This window comes from Parasphingomonas frigoris, from assembly GCF_036663815.1.
Lineage (GTDB): Bacteria > Pseudomonadota > Alphaproteobacteria > Sphingomonadales > Sphingomonadaceae > Sphingomonas.
In genome coordinates, this window is the sequence record NZ_JAXOJQ010000002.1 from 54670 (window position 1) to 69202 (window position 14533).

At 68.5% G+C, this 14533-nt stretch carries 15 protein-coding genes; 11 read left to right on the plus strand and 4 right to left on the minus strand.

Going from position 1 to position 14533, the window contains the following annotated elements; translation table 11 throughout:
- From U1872_RS05480 to U1872_RS05515, 8 genes are all read left to right on the plus strand, one after another.
- A complete protein-coding gene (locus tag U1872_RS05480; protein WP_332791885.1) occupies positions 1 to 336 on the plus strand; it encodes a hypothetical protein in 336 nt (111 codons plus the stop codon).
- Positions 333 to 1007: an orotidine-5'-phosphate decarboxylase gene (gene pyrF / locus U1872_RS05485; protein ID WP_332791886.1), complete on the plus strand. Its 675-nt coding sequence runs from the start codon at positions 333 to 335 to the stop codon at positions 1005 to 1007. The genes U1872_RS05480 and pyrF overlap by 4 nt, the downstream gene beginning before the upstream one ends.
- Positions 1008 to 1030: 23 nt before the next feature.
- Complete coding sequence (locus U1872_RS05490; RefSeq protein ID WP_332791887.1) at positions 1031 to 1669, plus strand: phosphoribosylanthranilate isomerase; 639 nt, start codon at positions 1031 to 1033, stop codon at positions 1667 to 1669.
- Positions 1670 to 1836: 167 nt separating this feature from the next.
- Complete coding sequence (gene trpB, locus U1872_RS05495) at positions 1837 to 3066, plus strand: tryptophan synthase subunit beta (RefSeq protein ID WP_332791888.1); 1230 nt, start codon at positions 1837 to 1839, stop codon at positions 3064 to 3066.
- A 121-nt stretch (positions 3067 to 3187) separates the two neighbouring features.
- Positions 3188 to 3982, plus strand: a complete 795-nt coding sequence (trpA, locus tag U1872_RS05500; RefSeq protein ID WP_332791889.1) for a tryptophan synthase subunit alpha — start codon at positions 3188 to 3190, stop codon at positions 3980 to 3982.
- Positions 3979 to 4839 carry an acetyl-CoA carboxylase, carboxyltransferase subunit beta gene (gene accD / locus U1872_RS05505; RefSeq protein WP_332791890.1) on the plus strand — a complete coding sequence of 287 codons (861 nt, stop codon included), beginning with the start codon at positions 3979 to 3981 and terminating at the stop codon, positions 4837 to 4839. The genes trpA and accD overlap by 4 nt, the downstream gene beginning before the upstream one ends.
- A 141-nt stretch (positions 4840 to 4980) precedes the next feature.
- Complete coding sequence (locus U1872_RS05510) at positions 4981 to 6315, plus strand: bifunctional folylpolyglutamate synthase/dihydrofolate synthase (RefSeq protein ID WP_332791891.1); 1335 nt, start codon at positions 4981 to 4983, stop codon at positions 6313 to 6315.
- 73 nt (positions 6316 to 6388) lie between these two features.
- On the plus strand, positions 6389 to 6844 hold the full coding sequence (locus tag U1872_RS05515) for a DUF6628 family protein (RefSeq protein ID WP_332791892.1): 456 nt from the start codon (positions 6389 to 6391) through the stop codon (positions 6842 to 6844).
- 12 nt (positions 6845 to 6856) lie between these two features.
- On the opposite strand, the gene U1872_RS05520 is transcribed toward U1872_RS05515, so the two are convergent.
- From U1872_RS05520 to U1872_RS05530, 3 genes are all read right to left on the minus strand, one after another.
- Positions 6857 to 7603: a tetratricopeptide repeat protein gene (locus U1872_RS05520; protein WP_332791893.1), complete on the minus strand. Its 747-nt coding sequence runs from the start codon at positions 7601 to 7603 to the stop codon at positions 6857 to 6859.
- Entirely contained in the window at positions 7600 to 8916 is a 1317-nt protein-coding gene (locus tag U1872_RS05525; RefSeq protein WP_332791894.1) for an AmpG family muropeptide MFS transporter, read from the minus strand. The genes U1872_RS05520 and U1872_RS05525 overlap by 4 nt, the downstream gene beginning before the upstream one ends.
- 79 nt (positions 8917 to 8995) lie before the next feature.
- On the minus strand, positions 8996 to 9427 hold the full coding sequence (locus tag U1872_RS05530; RefSeq protein ID WP_332791895.1) for a response regulator: 432 nt from the start codon (positions 9425 to 9427) through the stop codon (positions 8996 to 8998).
- Positions 9428 to 9577: 150 nt separating this feature from the next.
- Between U1872_RS05530 and U1872_RS05535 the strand changes: the two genes are divergently transcribed.
- Both U1872_RS05535 and rsmD read left to right on the plus strand, forming a co-directional pair.
- Entirely contained in the window at positions 9578 to 10831 is a 1254-nt protein-coding gene (locus tag U1872_RS05535) for a pseudouridine synthase (RefSeq protein WP_332791896.1), read from the plus strand.
- Between the two features lies 1 nt (position 10832).
- On the plus strand, positions 10833 to 11381 hold the full coding sequence (gene rsmD / locus U1872_RS05540; protein WP_332791897.1) for a 16S rRNA (guanine(966)-N(2))-methyltransferase RsmD: 549 nt from the start codon (positions 10833 to 10835) through the stop codon (positions 11379 to 11381).
- Positions 11382 to 11425: 44 nt separating this feature from the next.
- Here rsmD and U1872_RS05545 read toward each other — a convergent pair whose 3' ends face one another.
- Entirely contained in the window at positions 11426 to 13081 is a 1656-nt protein-coding gene (locus U1872_RS05545; RefSeq protein ID WP_332791898.1) for an inorganic phosphate transporter, read from the minus strand.
- A 190-nt stretch (positions 13082 to 13271) separates the two neighbouring features.
- Between U1872_RS05545 and U1872_RS05550 the strand changes: the two genes are divergently transcribed.
- Positions 13272 to 14531 carry a glycosyltransferase gene (locus tag U1872_RS05550; protein ID WP_332791899.1) on the plus strand — a complete coding sequence of 420 codons (1260 nt, stop codon included), beginning with the start codon at positions 13272 to 13274 and terminating at the stop codon, positions 14529 to 14531.
- Positions 14532 to 14533: the final 2 nt, after the last annotated feature.

Consider the following 14533-nt stretch of genomic DNA (forward strand, 5'->3'; position numbering starts at 1 on the left):
ATGCAGTTCCTGAAAATCCTCTTCTGGTGTCTCCTCGCCTTCATCGCGGCGGTCTTCACGCTGGGCAATTGGAACAGCGTGCCGATCAAATTGTGGGGCGGAATGGAAGCGCTTATCAATTTGCCGTTGCTGCTGCTGCTGACCTTCCTGGCGGGCCTCGTGCCGACACTCGTCTGGCATTCGACGCTGCGCTGGCGCCTGCGCAACCGGCTCGCCGCCACCGAGCGGGCGCTGCACGACCTGCGCGTCGCCGCCGCACCGCCGGCAGTGACCCCGGCCGCGATGCTGATGCCCGACTCGGTCGTGGTCGACTCGCGCCCGGTCACTCCGGCATGAGCAACCGCCTGTACGTCGCGCTCGACACGCCCGATCTCGAACAGGCCCGTGCGCTTGCCGGCAAGGTCCACCGCCACGTCGGCGGGATCAAGCTCGGCCTCGAATTCTTCATGGCCAATGGCCGAGCTGGCGTGCGCGAAATGGCCGAGCTAGGGCTGCCGATCTTCCTCGATCTCAAGCTGCACGACATTCCCAACACCGTCGCCAAGGCGATCATGGCGCTGCGCGGGCTCGATCCGGCGATCCTGACGGTCCACGCTGCGGGTGGCCGCGCGATGCTCGAGGATGCCAAGGCGGCCGCGCCGGCGGGCACCAAGGTCGTCGCGGTGACGACGCTGACCAGCCTCGACGGCGCCGATCTCAAGTCGATCGGCTGTTCGGGCGACCCGCACGAGCAGGTGCTGCGACTGACCGAACTGGCGCGCGACGCCGGGGTCGACGGCGTCGTCTGCTCGGGCGAGGAAGTCGCCGCCGCGCATAAATTCTGGCCCAAGGGGTTCTTCGTCGTTCCCGGCGTGCGCCCCGCCAACGGCGTGATCGGCGACCAGAAGCGTGTCGTCACCCCGCGCGCCGCGATCGACGCGGGCGCCTCGATTCTGGTGGTCGGCCGCCCGATCACGCAAGCCGAAGATCCCAACGCCGCCGCGCGCGAGATCGAAGCGACGCTCTGAGCGCGCGCTCCCAAGGAACCGTCATGCAGGTCACCGCCAAGATTTGCGGCCTCTCCACCCCCGAAACGCTCGACACTGCGATCGCGGGCGGGGCGAGCCATGTCGGTTTCGTCTTCTTCCCGCCCTCGCCGCGCACCCTGACGCGCGATCGCGCGGCGCAGCTTGCCGCGCGCGTGCCCGCGCATGTCCAGCGCGTCGGCGTGTTCGTCGATCCCGACGATGCGCTGCTCGACCGGGCGATCGCCGCCGGGCATCTCGACGTGCTGCAACTCCACAAGACCGCGCCGGCCCGCAGCGCCGCGATCAAGGCGCGCACGCGGTTGCCGGTCTGGAGCGCGGTCGCGGTGCGCACCCGCGCCGATCTCGGCGAGGCGGCGCGCTATGGCGGCGTCGCCGACCGCATCCTGTACGACGCCAAGACCCCGCCCGGCGCCGCGCTACCCGGCGGGATGGGCGTGCGTTTCGACTGGAGCCTGCTCGAGGGGTTCCGCCACCCGCTGCCGTGGCTGCTGTCGGGCGGGCTCGATCCGGTCAATCTGCGCGATGCGGTGCGGATGACGGGCGCGACGCTGGTCGACGTGTCTTCCGGCGTGGAGAGTGCGCCGGGGATCAAGGACGTGACCAAGATTCGCGCGTTTCTGGATGCTGTGCACGGGCTCTGAGCGCAAAGCCCTCTCCCATCCTTCATGGGAGAGGGTTGGGTGAGGGTCTTCCTTCTTCTGTCGCCTCAAGAAGAAGACCCTCACCCAACCCTCTCCCGCGAAGGCGGGAGAGGGCTTGAGGGCGCTCCCGGCTCGACACGCCCGACCGAGGTGCTAAACGCCTTCCCATGAACGCTCCCAACTCCTTCCGCACCCAACCGGACGATCGCGGTCATTTCGGCGATTTCGGTGGCCGCTATGTCGCCGAGACGCTGATGCCGCTCGTGCTCGAGCTCGACGAGGCCTATCGCGCCGCCAAGGCAGACCCGGCCTTCAAGGCGCAGTTCGACGATTTGCTCGAACATTATGTCGGCCGCCCAAGCCCGCTCTATTACGCCGAACGCCTGACCGACGCTTTGCGCGAAGGCGCCCCCGAGGGCAAAGGTGCGCAGGTCTGGTTCAAGCGTGACGAGCTCAATCACACCGGCGCGCACAAGATCAACAATTGCATCGGGCAGATCCTGCTCGCGATGCGCATGGGCAAGACGCGGATCATTGCCGAGACCGGCGCGGGCCAGCACGGCGTCGCCACCGCGACGGTCTGCGCGCGCTTCGGCCTGCCGTGCGTGATCTACATGGGCGCCAAGGACATCGAGCGGCAGGCGCCCAACGTGTTCCGCATGAAGCTCTTGGGCGCCGAAATCCGCCCGGTGACGAGCGGATCGCATTCGCTCAAGGATGCGATGAACGAGGGCATGCGCGACTGGGTCGCCAACGTCCACGACACCTTCTACATCATCGGCACCGCCGCGGGCCCGCACCCCTATCCGGAGATGGTCCGCGATTTCCAGAGCGTGATCGGCACCGAGGCGCGCGCGCAGATGCTGTCGCGGATCAACCGCCTGCCCGACCTGCTCGTCGCGGCGATCGGTGGGGGTTCGAATGCGATCGGCCTGTTCCACCCCTTCCTCGACGATGGCGACGTGATGATGCTCGGCGTCGAGGCGGCGGGCCGCGGGCTCGACAAGGAGCATGCGGCATCGCTTGCGGGCGGTGCGCCGGGCATCCTCCACGGCAACAAGACCTATCTGCTGCAGGACGAAGACGGCCAGATCACCGAGGCGCATTCGATCTCGGCGGGTCTCGATTATCCCGGCATCGGGCCCGAGCATAGCTGGCTGCACTCGATCGGCCGCGTGGAATACACCTCGATCACCGACACCGAGGCGCTCGACGCGTTCCAACTGCTGTGCCGGACCGAGGGGATCATCCCCGCGCTCGAACCGTCCCACGCCATCGCCGCCGTGGCGAAGCGCGCGCGCGAGATGGACCGCGACCAGATCATCCTCGCCAACCTGTGCGGGCGCGGCGACAAGGACATCTTCACCGTCGCCGAAGCGCTGGGGGTGGCGATATGAGCTATTCCCGTCGCCCCGGCGGAGGCCGGGGCCGCTGCATTCTGACGCGCATCGCCGGTTTCGCGAACATCAAGCCGGCCCCGGCCTCCGCCGGGGCGACGTGTGTGGTGGGAGCAACCGCATGACCCGCCTCGCCGCCGCCTTCGCCAAGGGCCACCCCGCGCTCGTCGCCTTCGTTACCGCCGGCGACGGCCCGACCGCGGCGATCCTCGACGCACTCGTCGAAGGTGGCGCGGACGTGATCGAGCTCGGCATGCCGTTCACCGATCCGATGGCCGACGGCCCTGCGATCCAGGCCGCCAACATCCGCAGCTTGCTCGCGGGTACGCGCACCGCCGATATCCTCGCGATCGCCACCGCCTTCCGCGCGCGTCATCCGGAAACCCCGCTCGTGCTGATGGGCTATGCCAATCCGATGACGATCCGCGGCGGCGAGTGGTTCGCGCAGGCCGCGCACGCCGCCGGCGTCGACGGCGTGATCTGCGTCGACATTCCGCCCGAGGAAGATCCCGAGCTCGGCCCCGCGCTGCGCGAGAAAGGTATCGCCCCGATCCGCCTCGCCACCCCCACCACCGACGCGGCACGCCTGCCGACGGTGCTCGATGGCGCCAGCGGCTTCCTCTATTACGTCTCGGTCGCCGGCATCACCGGGCTGCAACAGGCCGCGCAGACCTCGATCGACGCGGCGGTCAAGCGGCTGAAGGCGCATACCGACCTCCCCGTCGCGGTCGGCTTCGGCGTGCGCACGCCCGAACAGGCCGCCGCCATCGCGCGCGTCGCCGACGGCGTCGTGGTCGGCTCGGCGATCGTCGAGCTGGTCGCGCAACACGGCGCGGACGCACCCGCTGCGGTGCGTGCCTATATCCAGTCGCTGGCGACGGCGATCCACACCGCTCGCCAAGGAGTTCCCGCATGAGCTGGCTCACCAACGTGCGCAACGCGCTCGCCTACGTCGTCCCCGTCAAGAAGGAGACGCCCGACAATCTCTGGCACAAGTGCAAGGGCTGCGGGACGATGACCTTCGTCAAGGAGCTCGAGGATAATCTCCACGTCTGCCCGCATTGCGACCATCACGATCGCATCGGGCCGCTGCTGCGCTTTCAATATGTGTTCGACGCCGGCAGCTATGCGATCGTGCCGCTGCCCAAGGTGCCCGACGATCCTTTGAAGTTCCGCGACACCAAGCGCTACGTCGACCGGATCAAGGCGGCGCGCGCTGCCACCTCCGAGGGCGACGCGCTGATCACCGCGCGCGGGACGATCGAGGGCCGCCGCGCGGTGATCGGCGTGCAGGACTTCGCCTTCATGGGCGGTTCGATGGGCCTGGCGGTCGGCGAGGCGTTCGTTCGCGGCGTCGAGACCGCGATCCGCGACAATTGCCCCTACATCATCTTCACCGCCGCCGGCGGCGCGCGGATGCAGGAGGGCATCCTGTCGCTGATGCAGATGCCGCGCGCCACGGTGGCGATCGCGATGCTGCACGATGCCGGGCTGCCCTATATCGTCGTGCTGACCGACCCGACCACCGGCGGCGTCACCGCGAGCTATGCGATGCTCGGCGACGTGCAGATCGCCGAGCCGGGCGCGCTGATCGGGTTTGCCGGCCAGCGCGTGATCGAGCAGACGATCCGCGAGAAGCTGCCCGACGGTTTCCAGCGCGCCGAATATCTGCTTGAGCATGGCATGATCGACATGGTCAAGCACCGCCGCGACCTGCGCGCGACGCTGGCGAGCCTGATCGACTATCTCGTCGGCGCCCGCGAAGCGGCGTGACCTAATCTCCCTCACCCCTTCAGGGGAGAGGGCAAGCGAGGCGAAGCCGAAGCGCGGGAGAGGGGCAGTGGTCAGGCGGTAGTAGCTGGTACTGCCCCTCTCCCCGGCCCTCTCCCCGCAAGCGGGGAGAGGGAGAAGAAGATGGACACCGCAACCTCGACCAACCCCGCGGTGCAAGCCCAGCTCGACCGCCTCTGGTCGCTCTCGCCCGGCGCCGACATCCTCGGGCTCGAGCGGATCACCACGCTGCTCGAGCGGCTCGGCAACCCGCATCACCATCTGCCCCCAACGATCCACGTCGCCGGCACCAACGGCAAGGGCTCGACCTGCGCCTTCCTGCGCGCGACGCTCGAAGCCGCGGGCCTGACGACGCACGTCTACACCAGCCCGCACCTGGTCCGCTTCAACGAGCGGATCCGCCTCGCCGGCAACCTCATCACCGACGACGCGCTCGCGCGCCTGTTGGAGGAGGTGCTCGACCAAGCCGCCGATCTCACCGCGAGCTTCTTCGAGGTCACCACCGCCGCCGCCTTCCTCGCCTTCAGTCGCACGCCGGCCGACGCGTGCATCGTCGAGGTCGGGCTTGGCGGGCGGCTCGACGCGACCAATGTGCTGACGCGCCCGCTCGTCACTGGCATCGCGCAGCTCGGCATCGACCATCAGAGCTTCCTCGGCGACACCGCCGAGGCAATCGCGGGTGAGAAAGCCGGCATCGCCAAGCCTGGCGTGCCGCTCGTCACGATGGCCTACCCCGCGCCGATCGCCGCGCGCGTCGCGACGGTCGCCGCGGCGGCGGGAGCCCTTCTCTCGCCGGCGGGCGACGCCTGGCACTTCGCCGTCGAGCCCGAGCGACTCGTTTATCAAGACGGCACGGGTCAGATCGAAACCCCGCTCCCGCACATGGCTGGCCCGCACCAACCCGAAAACCTCGCCCTCGCCATCGCGCTGCTGCGCCACCAGAGCGCTCTGACGATCCCGCGCAACGCCTATCGCAGCGCCGCCGAGACGACGCACTGGCCCGCACGGATGCAGCGGCTCCACGCCGGCCCGCTGACCGATCTGCTGCCCCCTGGAAGCCAGCTGTGGCTCGATGGCGGTCATAACCCCGCCGCGGCGGCGGCGATCTCGGCGACGCTAGAAGCGATCGCCCACCCCGGCATCGGTCGCAGCGAAGTCCATCTCGTGCTCGGCATGCTCGCCAACAAGGATCCGGCGGGACTGCTCGCGCCGTTCGCCGCGCTGGCCACGACGCTCCATGCGGTACCGGTGCCCGACCACGCGCACCACACGCCCGCCGCGCTCGTCGCGGTCGCGCACGATCTCGGCATCGCCGCGCACACCGCGCCCGACGTCGCGACCGCGTTGCGCGACATCGCCACGATCGGCGACCCGGCAGAACCGCCGATCGTGCTGGTGCTGGGATCGCTCTATCTGGCGGGCGTGGTGCTCGCCGAAAACCGCGAAACGCCGAGCTGAAGATACCCGACTTTATTGCGATTGACTTGCAATAGCGAATCAATGAGGATGCTCGCAGCAACGGAGCATCCCCATGAACACCACCCCTGCACCCACGCCAGCCCCCTATCCCGCCCGGCTCGCCCAATGCCTGCCGAGCGCGATGCCGACCGATTCCAACGCCCGGCTGATGCTGTTCGCGTTCCGCCGGCTCGGCGCGCACGGGCTGAACGACGCGCATGCGGCGATCACGCTTTTCCAGGCCTTTGGCGAGGAATTTCGTCGTCCGCTGACGCTGCTGCGGACGATGATGGCAGACCTGGCGCACAGCGCGACCTGCCCGATCGCGATCGCGCCGTGCTGCTGCATGCGGATGACCGGCTCGGAGGCGACGATGCTGACGATCATCGCGCGCGCCGAGACTTCCCCCGAAAGCGCGCACCTGCTGCTCGCCGACCTGATCGGCGTGCGCCGCCCCGACGGCGTGCTCGCCAGCGTCACCGCGCTGGCGCAGGCCTTTGCCGATGCCGGACGGCCGATCGTGGCGTAGCGCGCCGGGCACTCACCGCTTGGCGCGCACCTCCGCAAGCCGCGCCGTCGCCCAGCGATACATCTCCGCCTCGGCGGCGCGCTGGTGGCGATCGAGCAGCTTCATCCGCGCCTCGACCTCCTCGAGCACGATGCGCGCCTCTTGGTCAGCACCCTGCTCGAGCAACAGCGCGGCATAGCGGCACCGCCCCTCCTCGCCCGGTAGGCGGGTGACGAGATCGGCAAAGAGGCCACGCGCCTCGTCGCTGCGCCCGAGGCGATCGAGGATGCGCGCGCGCAACAACCCGATCCGGTCGCGATCGCTCTGCGCCGATGCGGCCGGCGCGGCGTCGAGCGTCGCCAGTGCCGCCGCAGCATCGTCGGTCTCGAAATGCGCCCGCGCGAGCTTCTCGGCGCTGCGCAGATCGACCGGGCCGAGCGTCGTCGCCTCGCGATACAGCGGCAAGGCCTCGCCATGCTTGCCCTGCGCGACCAGCGCATCGGCAAGCCGCATCCGATTGGCGACGGTGTCGGCCAGGTCGAGCGCGGCGCGGGCAGCGCGGACCTCCTTGTCGGGATCGAGCGTCGCCGCGACATTGGCGCGCGCCGCGCGGACATGGCGGTTGCCCTGGAAACGCGGCAGCACCTCGATCACGACATAGGCGATCGTGCTCGCGATCGGCAGGAAGATCAGCGCCATGATCCACAATTGGTTGCGCCCGTTGCGGATCACGTCGATCACGCACACCACCTGGATCGCGATCGTCAGCAGCCAGATCATGCCGTCGGCACCGCCCCCTCGGTCTCGCCGACCGACGCGTCGATCAGCCCGACGCGGCTCATCCACCAGAACAGCAGCACGCCCGGCAGCGCGGCGACCGTCGTCAGCAGGTAGAAGTTCACATAGCCCATCGCGTCAATCAGGCTGCCTGCGGTGGTGCCCGTCACCGCGCGTCCGACGATGCTGGTCGCCGCCGAGATCAGCGCATATTGCGCCGCGGTGAAGCGCGAATTGGTCAGCGCCGAGAAATAGGCGACGACGGTGACGCCGCCGATTCCGCTCGAGAAATTCTCGAAGCCGATCGCGCCCGCCATGCCGAGGTTCGAATGCCCCGCCATCGCCAGCCCGGCAAAGCTGAGGTTCGACACCATCATCAGCACCAGCGAGATCAGTACCGAACGCTTCATCCCAAGCTTGGTGTAGATCAGCCCGCCCACGAAGATACCGACGAGGTAGGCGAGGAAGCCGATCCAGACGTCGTAAAAGGCGATCTCGTCATTCGTGAATTTGAGCGAATCGAACAGCAACCGGAAGGTGAGGTTGGCGAGCGTGTCACCGATCTTGTGGATCAGGATGAACAGCAACACGAGCAGCGCACCCTGCCGCTGGAAGAATTGCACGAACGGCCCGATGATCGACGCGCCGAGATTGGCCATCCCGCCGCGCTTGTCGGGCTCGCGGTGCCGCGCCGGTTCGCCGTAGAGCAAGCCCGCCAGCATCGCCGGCAGCGCGAACAGGCCGCACAGCAGATAGGCATTGGCCCAACCGAACCGCGCCGCCACGACCAACGCCAGCGCCCCCGCGCCTGCCGAACCGAGCCGCCAGCCATATTGCGACATGCCCGATCCCACGCCCAATTGCCGCGGCTCGAGGATTTCGATGCGATAGGCGTCGATCACGATGTCGAAGGTCGCCCCCGCGGCACCGACCAGGATCGCCGCGATCGCGGTGGCGTAAATGTCGGCCTTCGGGTCGATCAAGGCGAGGTGAGCGACAGCGGCCATCACCAGCAGTCCGGCGACGATCAGCCAGGACACGCGCTGTCCGAGCCGCCCGATCAGCGGCAGGCGCACGCCGTCGACGACCCACGCCCATATCCATTTGAGATTGTAGACCAGGAAGGCGAGGCTGAACGCGGTGACGGTCGACTTGGTGATGCCGCTCTGCGCCAGCCGCGTCGTCAGCGTCGCGCCGATCATCGCGAACGGAAAGCCCGACGAGACCCCCAACGCCAGCGCTGCGAGCGGTGCCTTTTCCAGATAGGGCCGAACGCCGTCCCACCACGTCGGGTCGCGCCCGGTCACCACATCCATTCGTCGCTCGCCCCTTAGTCGTTCGGGCGCAAGGTAGCGGCAAATTACGGCAGAGGAAGCGCTTTGCGGCTAAAAAGGCTCAGGTCGTGGTCGCGAACAGACTGAACCCGGCGGGAAGGCGCTTGGGCTTTTTGCCCTCGAGCACCGCCTCGATCGCGGCGATCGCGGCGAGCAGGTCGCGTTGCGCATAGGGTTTCGCCAGGCACCCCGCCGCGACCTCGCGCCCGCCTTCGGGACAGGAGCCAGTCACGAACAAGACCGGCACGCCGACTCCGTGCGCGGCGCGCGCGACGTCGAGTCCGCTGCCGTCGGCCAGGCTGATGTCGACCAGCACGAGATCGATCTCGCGCTCACCGCCGATCACGCTCAGCGCATCGGCGACCCGGTCGACCGTCGCTACCACCGCATATTCGGCCTCGCGCAAAAAATGCTCGGTGTCGAACGCCACCAGCGGCTCGTCCTCGACGAGCAAGAGGTTGGAAATCCGCCGCTTCTTCTTCGCGAAAAGCATCGCAGGAAATACCTGTCTGTTTCGTTCGTGCCGGAAGTGGCAGCGCGCGTCCCGCCCTCGTTACGCACCCGCGCCTTAACGCGCGGCTACGAGATTAGGCACATTTTATTTTGTCCACCCGCAGCGCGACAAATTCGGTATGAGAGCGCCGTGTCCAAGCCCCCAATCCAAAAAGAGCGCTCCTCGGAGCAAGCCCGCCCCAAAGATGAGCAACGCATCGCCAAGCTGCTCGCGCGCGCCGGCGTCGCCTCGCGGCGTGAAGTCGAACGCATGATTGCCGACGGGCGCGTCGCGCTCGATGGCGTCGTGCTCGACACGCCCGCGACGATCCTGCCTTCGCTCACCGGCGTGACGGTCGACGGCGAGCCGATCGCCGCACCCGCGGCCGCGCGCCTGTTCCTCTATCACAAGCCACCCGGCCTGCTCGTCACCGAACGCGATCCCGCGGGTCGCAAGACGATCTACGACGAGCTGCCCGACGATCTGCCGCGGCTGGTTCCGGTCGGCCGGCTCGATCTCAACACCGAGGGCTTGCTCCTCATGACCACCGACGGCGAATTGAAGCGCCAGCTCGAGCTCCCCGCGACCGGCGTCGAGCGTGCGTACCGCGCCCGCGCCTACGGCCCGATCACGCAGGAGCAGCTTGAGGAGCTGATCCACGGCGTAGAGATCGAGGGCATCCGCTACGGCTCGATCAACGCCAATCTCGAACGCCGCACCGGCGCCAACGTCTGGATCGAGATGATCCTGACCGAGGGCAAGAATCGCGAAGTGCGCCGCGTGCTCGAATATCTCGGGCTCAAGGTCTCGCGGCTGATCCGCACGCGCTATGGCCCGTTCCTGCTCGGCGACCTCACGGTCGGCGAGATTGGTGAGGTCAAGCAGCACGACGTCGTCAGCTTCCGTAAGGATCCGACGCGCAAGGGCGGCGGCGAAGCCCCCAAGCTGGTCGAGAAGCCGCGCCGCGAGCAACGCGGGATGCAGCAGATCCCGTCCGCGCCCAAAGCCCCGATCCCCAAGCCGCAGCCCGCGCGTCGCATCACCAAGACCTCGGCCAACCGCGCCGACAAGGCGGCGTTTGCCGAACCAACGCGGCAGGCACAGCCCGGCCGCGATCCGGTGGTGCTGACCAAGGCCACCAAGGTGAAGCGCTTCTACGACGCCAAGCCCAAGGCCGGCACCGAGCCCGTAGCACCGCGCGCGATCGCGCCGGGCCAGCGCCCCAAGGTGTTCAGCCCCGAGCTCGGCCGCAACGTTCGCGCCAAGCCCGGCCGCACCGCCACGCCGACCGAGACCGCCGAGCGCAAGCCCGCCAAGGCGACGCCCCGCACCGCGGGCAAGGCGCGCGCCGCGCCATCCAAGCCGGCGCGCGTGAAGATCCACAAGAGCCGGACCAGGAAGTAAGATGCGCATCATTGCCGGAAAATGGCGCGGCCGCCCGCTGGTCGCGCCCAAGGGCGACGCGACTCGCCCGACTGCCGACCGCGTCCGCGAGGCGCTGTTCTCGATGCTCACCAGCCGCGTCGGCAGCTTCGAGGAGTTGGCGGTCGCCGATTTCTTCGCAGGCTCGGGCGCGCTCGGGATCGAGGCGCTGTCGCGCGGCGCCGCGTCGTGCATCTTCGTCGAGCAGGACAAGCCCGCGCTCGACGCCCTGCGCGTCAACCTGACCAAATTGGGCGGCGCGAAGGAAATCGGCGCCGACGTCCGCGCGCAATCGGTGCTGGCGCTGGGGCTTGCCGCAAAGCCGCTCGACCTGATCGTGATGGACCCGCCCTACGACAGCGGCGCGGGCGCGGTCGCGCTCGACAAGCTCAACCGGCTGGGGTGGATCGGCGAGGCGACGTGGATCAGCATCGAGACCGCCAAGGCCGAACTGGTCGAGGTCGCCGGCTTCGTCGAGGACGTCAGCCGCGTTCACGGCAAGGCTCGGATCACGCTGCTGCGGCGCGGGTGATTAAAGAAAACCCCCTCCCCTGAAGGGGAGGGGTTTAGATTAGCTCAAACGTGGTGCGACAGCCCGAATAGCGTCAGCATCAACCAATACAACCCGCCCGACAGCGCCATCGCCGCCGGCAGCGTCAGCACCCACGCCAGCGCCATGTTGCGAATCGTCGAGACCTGCAGCCCGGCGCCGCTCGCGACCGAGGCACCCGCCACGCCGCTCGTCAGGATGTGCGTGGTCGACACCGGCATCGCGATGAAGTCCGCCCCCGCGATCGTCACCGCCGCAATGATCTCGGCCGAGGCGCCCATGCCATAGGTCAGATGCGTCTTGCCGATCCGCTCGCCGACCGTGACGACGATCCGCTTCCAGCCGATCATCGTGCCGAGCCCCAAAGCGATCGCGACGATGATCTTCACCCAATAGGGAATGTAGCGCGTGCCGCGTTCGAGATTGGTCCGGTAGCTAGAGATCGCCTTCAGCTCGGCCGGCTGGAAGGTCTTGGCGGCCTCGTCCTTGTCCTTTGTCGCCAGCTTGATCGTGTCGAGCGCCAGATACATGTCGTTGCGCAGGTTGGGCGTCGCCGCCGCCGGCACCTTCTGCAGCGTGCCATAGCCCTGGATGCGCTGGCTGACGTCGCGCGACAGCGTATTCAGCGCGGCATAGACCGCCGGCGAGCTCGCCTTGCGCTCGCGCAGCGCGGTGGTCAGCGTCGCGCGCGCGCCGTCGACCGTGCCGCCGGCACTGCCGCCCGAATGCGCTTGGAACGCGCTACCGGCCTGGTTGGCGGTCTGGATGAAGGCAGGCATCGCGCTCTCGGGCATGGTGCGGTTGAGCGCATAGGCGGTCGGCGCACAGCCGATCAGGATCAGCATGATCAGCCCCATGCCCTTCTGCCCGTCATTGCTGCCATGGAAGAAGCTGACTGCGGTGCAGGTGCCGATCAGCAGCGCGCGGATCCCCGGCGGCGGCGGTGCCTGCCCCTCGGGCTCCTGGTACAGCTTGGGGTTGCGGATCACGACCTTCATCAGCAGCAACAGCAGCATCGCCCCGATGAAGCCCAGCAGCGGGCTGAACAGCAGGCTCTTGAAGACGGTCGCGGCCTGCGACCAGTCGACCCCCGACGTGCCCCCGGTGCCGCGCGCGATCAGCTGGTTGGCAAAGCCGACACCGAGCACCGAGCCGATCAGCGCATGGCTCGACGAATTGGGCAGCCCGACGAACCAGGTGCCGAGGTTCCACAGCACGGCGGCGAACAGCAGCGCGAAGATCATCGCGAACCCGGCATTGCTGCCGACATGCAGGATCAGGTCGACCGGCAGCAGGGTGACGATCGTGTAAGCGACCGCGCCACTCGACAGCAACACGCCGAGCAGGTTGCAGCACCCCGACCAGATCACCGCGACCGGTGCCGGCAGCGAATGCGTATAGATGACGGTCGCGACCGCATTGGCGGTGTCGTGGAAGCCGTTGACGAATTCGAAGCCGAGCGCGATCAGCAAGGCGAGCGCGAGAAACGCGAAGGTGCCGAGCGCGAGCCCCTCGCCGACGTTCGCCGTGTCGGTCAGGATGCTGTAGCCGGCATAGGCCAGGCCGGCGATCAGCACAGCAAAGAAAAGCCAGCGCCCCGCGGGATGAAGTTTATGGTCGAGCCGTGGCCCGTGTGAAGCGTCCGGTCCCGACTCGGGCAACGCTGAATAGGTGGTAGCCATGCCGTTTAAGGCCTTTGCTGGCTTTTGTTACGAGTTGATGACGGATGCCGCCTTCACCGGTCGATCGGCGCGGCGCCGTAAGCGCGCGCCAATCCGCGACGGAACAGCGGGGTGGGCACGATTGCGCCCCACCCGACGCGGCGCTAGAGCGGCAGCGCGGGCCTGGGGGGCACGCTGGAGACCGCAGGCCATGTCCGTCGTGATTTCCGAGCCGACGGTCGATCGCGTTTCGGCGGCTTCGCTGGCGCCTGCCAATCGTGCGGCGGCGCGCGCGCCGTTACGCGTCCTCACCTTCTTGCACAGCTTCGCGCCCGGCGGGGTCGAGCGCATCGCCGCGCGGCTGCACGGCGCCTGGACCGCCGCCGGAGTCGCAACGGAGATCGTGCTGGCCGACGCCAGCATCGCGCCGCCGCGCCCGCTGCAACACGTCCGCCAGATCGGCGCGCAGCCTGCGCGGCGCCCGCTGGGCCGCTTCGCCGCGCTCGCGTTCGGCCTCCCCGCGCAGCTGCGCCGCGACCTGCCCGACGTGCTGTTTTGCGCTGGCAACAGCTACACCGCGCTCGCCGTCACGCTGCGGATCGCGCTCGGCCCCGCCTGCCCGCCGATCGTCGCCAAGATCAGCAATTGCCTGATCCGCCGCGACATGCCGCCCCCCATGCGCATTTGCTACGGCATCTGGCTCAGGATCCAGGGCCGCTATATCGACCATTTCGTCGGCATGGCCCCGGCGATGCGCGACGAGATCGCCGCGCGGATCGGCGTACCGCACAGCCACATCAGCGTGATCGCCGATCCAGCGCTTTCGGCGCACGATCTCGCGCGGCTCGCCGCCGCGCGCGATGCCGCTGACCGCCCGCTCGTCGGTCGCCACTATCTGACGGTCGGCCGGCTGGTCCCGCAAAAGAACCACGCGCTGCTGCTCGACGCCTTCGCGCGCATCGCCCGCTCCGACGATACGCTGACCATCCTCGGCGAGGGGCCCGACCGCGCGCTGCTCGAGCGCCGCGCCGCCGCGCTCGGCATTGCCGATGCGGTGCGGTTGCCGGGCCACACCGATCCGCTCGATCGCTGGCTCGCGCAGACCGACGTGTTCGTGCTCTCGTCGGATTATGAAGGTGTCCCTGCAGTGCTGGTCGAGGCACTGGCCGCGGGCGTGCCGATCGTCGCGACCGATTGCTGCGTCAGCATGCGCGACCTGCTCGGCGGCGGCACGCTCGGCGCGATCGTCCCGACCGGCGATGCCGCCGCGCTCGGCGCCGCCATGGCTGCGATCGCGGACGACACGCCTGCGACGATCGCGGCGCGCCGCGCGGTCGCCGCCAGCTTCACGATCGACCAGGCAGCGGACGCCTATCTGCGGCTGATGGAGACGCTCGTCGCCGGGCGCGCCCGCACACCCGTCGCGCTCCCGCATCACCGCAGCGACCTGGTCCACAGCTCGGCGCTCTGATC

Bases quoted from the DNA above. Each gene is read 5' to 3' on its own strand.
- U1872_RS05480 (WP_332791885.1), top strand. From the start codon at position 1: ATGCAGTTCCTGAAAATCCTCTTCTGGTGTCTCCTCGCCTTCATCGCG.
- pyrF (WP_332791886.1), top strand. From the start codon at position 333: ATGAGCAACCGCCTGTACGTCGCGCTCGACACGCCCGATCTCGAACAG.
- U1872_RS05490 (WP_332791887.1), top strand. From the start codon at position 1,031: ATGCAGGTCACCGCCAAGATTTGCGGCCTCTCCACCCCCGAAACGCTC.
- trpB (WP_332791888.1), top strand. From the start codon at position 1,837: ATGAACGCTCCCAACTCCTTCCGCACCCAACCGGACGATCGCGGTCAT.
- trpA (WP_332791889.1), top strand. From the start codon at position 3,188: ATGACCCGCCTCGCCGCCGCCTTCGCCAAGGGCCACCCCGCGCTCGTC.
- accD (WP_332791890.1), top strand. From the start codon at position 3,979: ATGAGCTGGCTCACCAACGTGCGCAACGCGCTCGCCTACGTCGTCCCC.
- U1872_RS05510 (WP_332791891.1), top strand. From the start codon at position 4,981: ATGGACACCGCAACCTCGACCAACCCCGCGGTGCAAGCCCAGCTCGAC.
- U1872_RS05515 (WP_332791892.1), top strand. From the start codon at position 6,389: ATGAACACCACCCCTGCACCCACGCCAGCCCCCTATCCCGCCCGGCTC.
- U1872_RS05520 (WP_332791893.1), bottom strand. From the start codon at position 7,603: ATGATCTGGCTGCTGACGATCGCGATCCAGGTGGTGTGCGTGATCGAC.
- U1872_RS05525 (WP_332791894.1), bottom strand. From the start codon at position 8,916: ATGGATGTGGTGACCGGGCGCGACCCGACGTGGTGGGACGGCGTTCGG.
- U1872_RS05530 (WP_332791895.1), bottom strand. From the start codon at position 9,427: ATGCTTTTCGCGAAGAAGAAGCGGCGGATTTCCAACCTCTTGCTCGTC.
- rsmD (WP_332791897.1), top strand. From the start codon at position 10,833: ATGCGCATCATTGCCGGAAAATGGCGCGGCCGCCCGCTGGTCGCGCCC.
- U1872_RS05545 (WP_332791898.1), bottom strand. From the start codon at position 13,081: ATGGCTACCACCTATTCAGCGTTGCCCGAGTCGGGACCGGACGCTTCA.
- U1872_RS05550 (WP_332791899.1), top strand. From the start codon at position 13,272: ATGTCCGTCGTGATTTCCGAGCCGACGGTCGATCGCGTTTCGGCGGCT.